The organism is Psychrobacter sp. T6-1, from assembly GCF_052258445.1.
Genome location: NZ_JBQQFC010000147.1, coordinates 1 through 5822, shown reverse-complemented (window position 1 = coordinate 5822; position 5822 = coordinate 1). Strand labels below are relative to the sequence as shown.

6 protein-coding genes are annotated in these 5822 nt (G+C 44.8%); all 6 read left to right on the top strand.

What is annotated here, in order from left to right:
* The first annotated feature begins 171 nt into the window (after positions 1–171).
* The 6 genes from rplU (at position 172) to nuoC (ending at position 5712) form a co-directional block, all read left to right on the top strand.
* On the top strand, positions 172–483 hold the full coding sequence (gene rplU, locus ACTXGO_RS08725; RefSeq protein ID WP_058025937.1) for a 50S ribosomal protein L21: 312 nt from the start codon (positions 172–174) through the stop codon (positions 481–483).
* Positions 484–576: 93 nt separating this feature from the next.
* Positions 577–834: a 50S ribosomal protein L27 gene (rpmA, locus tag ACTXGO_RS08720; protein WP_435950423.1), complete on the top strand. Its 258-nt coding sequence runs from the start codon at positions 577–579 to the stop codon at positions 832–834.
* 381 nt (positions 835–1215) lie between these two features.
* Positions 1216–1902 (top strand): outer membrane lipoprotein chaperone LolA, encoded by a 687-nt coding sequence (gene lolA, locus ACTXGO_RS08715; RefSeq protein WP_435950424.1) that lies wholly within the window; start codon positions 1216–1218, stop codon positions 1900–1902.
* A 581-nt stretch (positions 1903–2483) separates the two neighbouring features.
* Positions 2484–3122 (top strand): NADH-quinone oxidoreductase subunit A, encoded by a 639-nt coding sequence (gene ndhC / locus ACTXGO_RS08710; protein WP_443543479.1) that lies wholly within the window; start codon positions 2484–2486, stop codon positions 3120–3122.
* Positions 3123–3187: 65 nt separating this feature from the next.
* Positions 3188–3856 carry a NuoB/complex I 20 kDa subunit family protein gene (locus tag ACTXGO_RS08705; RefSeq protein WP_443543481.1) on the top strand — a complete coding sequence of 223 codons (669 nt, stop codon included), beginning with the start codon at positions 3188–3190 and terminating at the stop codon, positions 3854–3856.
* 80 nt (positions 3857–3936) lie between these two features.
* Positions 3937–5712: an NADH-quinone oxidoreductase subunit C/D gene (gene nuoC, locus ACTXGO_RS08700; protein WP_443574074.1), complete on the top strand. Its 1776-nt coding sequence runs from the start codon at positions 3937–3939 to the stop codon at positions 5710–5712.
* The last annotated feature ends 110 nt before the right edge of the window (positions 5713–5822 follow it).

Sequence of the window (5822 nt, the reverse complement as noted above, 5' to 3'; positions counted from 1 at the left end):
TTACTAAGTGGTGAGTATACTGATTTAAAAGCGCAGAGCGAACAAGAGAGATGACTTGCTTTTGCTGCAAAAGACAAGTAAAATCTTGCCTTTAATTTTTCCCTGTCGTGTTCGTCATAAAAGCGCTGGTATGATATCAGCCACGGCACACGGGTTAAACGGAGTCAGACAATGTACGCAGTAATCAAAACTGGTGGCAAACAGCACCGTGTAGTCGTCGATGAGCTTTTAAAAGTTGAACTATTAAAGGCAGAGAAAGGCGAAACGATCAAATTTGAAGACGTGTTGATGGTTGTTGATGGCGATGACGTCAAAATCGGTCAGCCTGTTGTAGACGGCGCAAGCGTAGAAGTTGAAGTGGTTGAGCATGGTCGCGGCGAAAAAATCCGTATCATCAAGCACAACCGTCGTAAGCATTATCACAAAGAGCAAGGTCACCGCCAATGGTACACCTTGTTAAAAATCAAAGCGATCAACGCTTAATTTTGAATTTGGCTCAAAAGCTAAATGATATAGCGCAGAATGCTTAAGAGTTATCGCATCAGCGGTAAGTCACATTAACAAGGAGAATTATCCATGGCACATAAAAAAGCTGCCGGCTCAAGTCGTAACGGTCGTGATTCAAACCCAAAAATGCTTGGTGTAAAAATCTTTGGTGGTCAAACGATCGCCGCTGGTAACATCATCGTTCGTCAACGTGGTACAGAATTCCACGCAGGCGAAGGCGTTGGCATGGGCCGCGACCATACTTTATTTGCACTGAACGACGGTGTGGTTAAGTTTGCAACTAAAGGCAAATTCAACCGTCGCTACGTTATGGTTGAAAACGCATAATTGCACGCTATCTATGAACTTTTTTAGATACTGTTGCTTAGGTCATGTTTTTTAGATCATAGCAGAGCAAGCAACAAAGTCCCTATTACCTATTGGTAGTAGGGACTTTTTATATGTATAGAGTATAAAACAGACAAACGAGTCTGCACATAATAAACAGCTCGTATTATCTTTGTGGCATTTGACGTTGCTGTGAGCGTTACAAGCGCGTATGCCATGCGTAGTAATGATTGCAAATCATGTCTAGGCGCGTAATAAAAAAACTGGCACACTGTCGTCATTGCCTAATAGCACTCAAGAAAAAAGGCATAAGGTCATTAAGTATCGAATAACACTTTGATTTTTTATTAATGCGATCGTGCATTTTAGAGAGGAATAATTATGAATAATTTAAATAAACAAAGCACTTTTAAGCAAAAATTGATGGGCGGCGTTTTAGCTGGCGTTTTAGTCACCTCATTAGGGGTCGCTGCGCCCATGATAGCGATGACGCAAACTGCTACCGCAGCACCTGCTGACAATTTGACCGCTGCTAAGCGCTTAAATAAATTGCTTACTAATACTAAAAGCATGAGCGCCAACTTTACCCAAACGACCAAAGGCGCAAGTAGCGGCACTTTTAAAGGCTCGATGAGCGTTGAGCGCCCTAATAACTTTCGCTGGGAAACCAAGTCGCCCTCCGAGCAACTCATTGTCGCCAACGGTAGCTCAATGTGGATCTATGATAAAGATTTAGAGCAGGCCACTAAGCAAGGGGTCGACACTCAAGTGGGCAATACACCAGCGCTACTATTGTCAGGTGACCCAAGCAAAATCGCCCAAAACTTTAAAGTCACTCAGCCTTATGCAACCAAAAATTATTACGTGCTTTATCCCAAATCAGGCGATGCCAGCTTTAAGAGTTTGTCGATGAGCTTTAGTGGCGGTAAGCCTGTCATGATGGTGCTTAACGATACTTTGGGTCAAACTACCTCAATCAAGTTTAGCAATATCAAGCTCAATCCGAGTATTAATAGCAGTCAGTTTAAATTCACGCCGCCAAAAGGCGTTGACGTTATCAATCAGTAGGCTTAAAATACCAGCAAGCTTCAAATATAAAAGGACAAGCCATTATCGGACTTGTCCTTTTTTTTATCTTAAAAATCGGGTTTGCTAAATACCTAAAAATTACTATTTGACTCTAGGGGCAAGTAGTCTGTTTTTGTCTTTGCTACAACGCTTTAGTATTAGGGTTTATACGCTATTGTAACAAGCATAATCAGTAGTCTTTATGCCAAAATAAAAGCACGAAAATACACGTTTTGTAGCATATAAAATGACCAGTTAATACATCTAAAAACTGGCTTTTAAGCCTTGATATGCGTATAGTATGTAAACATTTTATGCCAGTTGTCACCCTATTATTGACCTTGTGTTATGAGCTATTAAATCAATGAATAAGACATTGATTTGATATGTTTGTCGCTCGCAAGCTTAACTTATTTATGGCGCTTTACTCTTTGTGATTGCCTAAAATACTAACTTCGCAAGGTGAGTTGTCAGTAATACTGATAATTGGTCATTACCAGCACAGCGTATCTGTGTTTTTATCTGTATGATGCCTCTATTGAGGCGCACTTGTACAGATTAGGTGAGGAGCAAGGATTATCATGTCTGCTTTTGATTGGTCAGCAGTTGCTTTTATTTTAGCCGCTATTGGTTTGGTCGTATTCATGCTGGTTGTACCGCGATTACTCGGCGGACGCTCAAGCGGCTCACAAAAAGAAGAAGTGTTTGAGGCAGGCGTTGTCGGATCTGGTAACGCCCGTATTCGCTTGTCTGCCAAATTTTATTTGGTTGCCATCTTCTTTGTGATTTTCGATCTAGAAGCTTTGTATTTGTATGCTTATTCGGTCTCAGTCGTAGAGGCAGGCTGGGTGGGTTTTGCAGCTGCCGCTGTCTTTATTATTATTCTACTCATAGGCTTGGTCTATGAACTAAGCCTGGGTGCGATGAACTGGGCACCTGCTGATAAGCGCCGTAAAACTGCCCGTCTAACCGCCGCGCCTGCAGGGTTTAATTTGGCCAGTATTACCAAGTTTGATGGCGTAGATGAGCTCATGGTTGATCCGACAGGTAAGATACCTGCGCAGTCCTCAGGTCAGATCAATGTCTCAAACAACATCGAGACTAACCGTCGTCACTTACAAAACATCGATCATATCAATACGACAGGTAATGTGACCACGGTAGACTTTGCAGAATCAGCTCAGCACAAAAACAACAATGTGCAAAAACCGTCCAAATAATGGCTCTCATATAGCTAATACCATCTATCAAATACCGCCGCGTATTTAAATAAAGGTTATCTGTTATGAAGTACACGCTAACAAAAGCCAATCCTGATGCCGATATCTATCCTGCCCAGACCCGTCAAACGGTCAACGATCCGATAGAGGATGAAGTCAATAAAAACGTCTTTATGGGCCGCTTAGAGGACATGGTACACTCGACCGCCAACTGGGGTCGCAAACATTCACTGTGGCCCTTTAACTTCGGTACCTCTTGCTGTTACGTTGAATACGCAACCACTTTGACCGCTGTGCATGATTTGTCACGCTTTGGTGCTGAGGTCATTCGCGCATCACCCCGTCAAGCTGATGTAATGATCGTTGCGGGGACTTGCTTTGTCAAAATGGCGCCCGTTATTCAGCGCCTTTATGAGCAGATGCTTGAGCCAAAGTGGGTCATCTCTATGGGTGCATGTGCCAATTCAGGCGGTATGTATGACATCTATTCTGTCGTACAAGGCGTGGACAAAATCATCCCCGTTGATGTCTATGTGCCGGGCTGCCCGCCGCGCCCAGAAGCGCTGATTCAAGGCTTGATGCTACTTCAAGAGTCGATTACTAAAGAGCGCCGTCCGCTAGGTATTCATGTCAATGAACAGGGCATTTATCAGCCGCAAATGACGCCTGAGCGCGATCGCAAGCAAGCTGATCGCATCGCAGTCAAAAACCTGCGTAGCCCAGATAGTATTTAGAGCTTAGCTTTGTATTTAAGCATTAGAGATTAGCTTTGCGCTTATCAGTCAGTTATGAGTAATGAAGGAAACCCTCATTCATGGTCACGGTAGTTGATAACATAGATCCCAAGATCAAACCTGTACCGGTAGTCATTCAAGAGCTGACCCATAAGTACGCGGGTAAGTTCGTTGTGCAGCATACGGTCGATGAGATTCCAACCGTATGGGTGGCGCGTGCCGACTTGCTAGATATTCTCCTGTTTTTGCGTAAGCTACCCAAACCCTATGTCACGCTATTTGATCTGTCGGCGATAGATGAGCGTTTACGCCAGCATCGTCGAGGCCTGCCTGATAGCGACTTTACGGTGTTTTATCATCTGATGTCCTTTGAGCGCAACAGTGATGTGCGTATCAAAGTGGCACTAGATGAAGACGATCTGACGGTGCCAAGCGCGACCAATATTTGGCCCAATGCCAACTGGTATGAGCGCGAAGTATGGGATATGTTCGGTATCGTCTTTAGCGGGCATCCGCATCTAACGCGTATCTTATTGCCCAAGTATTGGGAAGGTCATCCGCTACGTAAAGAGTACCATGCGCGCGCGACAGAATTTACCCCATACTTTCTAAATGCCGCTAAACAACAATACGAGCAAGAAAATCTGCGTTTTGTTCCAGAAGAGTGGGGCATGAAGCGCTCGGGACGTGACGAGGACTTTATGTTCTTGAACATCGGCCCCAATCACCCTTCTGCTCATGGTGCGTTTCGTTTGGTGCTCCAGCTTGACGGCGAAGAAGTCGTCGATTGTATCCCTGATATAGGCTATCACCACCGCGGCGCTGAGAAGATGGCAGAGCGCCAGACTTGGCACTCTTATATTCCTTACACTGACCGTATTGATTACCTTGGCGGGGTGATGAACGAGCTGCCATACATAATGTCGGTCGAGAAGCTCGCGGGCATTACTATTCCGCCGCGCGCTGAGACCATTCGCGTCATGATGAGTGAGTTTTTCCGTATTACGAATAATTTGCTCTTTGTCGGCACCTTTATTCAAGATGCGGGCGGAATGACGCCAGTATTCTATATGTTCACTGATCGCCAGAAAGCTTATGACGTCATTGAGGCGGTAACCGGCTATCGCATGCATCCAGCGTGGTTTCGCATTGGTGGTACGGCAGCCGATCTACCGCGTGGTTGGCAGCGCCTAGTTCGTGAGTTTTTGGACTGGATGCCTAAGCGCTTGGATGAGTATGTCAAAGCCGCATTACAAAACAGCGTACTCAAAGGTCGTACCCAAGGCGTCGCTCAGTACAATGCCAAGCAAGCACTCGCTTGGGGCGTGACAGGAGCAGGTCTGCGCGCAACGGGTATAGACTTTGATTTGCGTAAAGCTCGCCCGTACATGGGCTATGAGAACTATGATTTTGAAGTGCCTATTGGTTATAACGGTGACGCTTATGATCGCTGTATGATCAAAGTCGAAGAGATGCGCCAGTCCTTGCGTATTATCCGCCAGTGTATGGATAACATGCCTCAAGGACCTTATAAAGCGGATCATCCTCTATCGGTACCACCGCCTAAAGATCGCACTTTGAACGATATCGAAACCTTGATTAATCACTTTATCTCTGTCTCTTGGGGCCCTGTTATGCCAGCGGGTGAGTGCGCAACGATAGTTGAGGCCACCAAAGGCTTGAACAGTTATTATATTACCTCGGACAAGGCGACTATGAGCTATCGTACTCGTATTCGTACGCCGACGTTTGCCCATTTGCAACAAATGCCCTCTGTGATTAATGGCTCTTTGGTTTCTGACGCTATTATGTATTTGGCTTCAATTGATATCGTTATGGCAGATTGTGATCGTTAAACAATTGAGCGCAAGATAAGTAAGGATTGACAAGAGATTATGAGAATTGTTTCTGACAAAATGCCAAAAGTAGATGTGGCTAGTATTTTGACCGTAAGTGAGATTGATGC

What these genes read in the sequence shown, in the direction of transcription:
- ACTXGO_RS08705 (WP_443543481.1), top strand. Translation starts at nt 3,188, where the DNA reads ATGAAGTACACGCTAACAAAAGCCAATCCTGATGCCGATATCTATCCT.
- lolA (WP_435950424.1), top strand. Translation starts at nt 1,216, where the DNA reads ATGAATAATTTAAATAAACAAAGCACTTTTAAGCAAAAATTGATGGGC.
- nuoC (WP_443574074.1), top strand. Translation starts at nt 3,937, where the DNA reads ATGGTCACGGTAGTTGATAACATAGATCCCAAGATCAAACCTGTACCG.
- rplU (WP_058025937.1), top strand. Translation starts at nt 172, where the DNA reads ATGTACGCAGTAATCAAAACTGGTGGCAAACAGCACCGTGTAGTCGTC.
- ndhC (WP_443543479.1), top strand. Translation starts at nt 2,484, where the DNA reads ATGTCTGCTTTTGATTGGTCAGCAGTTGCTTTTATTTTAGCCGCTATT.
- rpmA (WP_435950423.1), top strand. Translation starts at nt 577, where the DNA reads ATGGCACATAAAAAAGCTGCCGGCTCAAGTCGTAACGGTCGTGATTCA.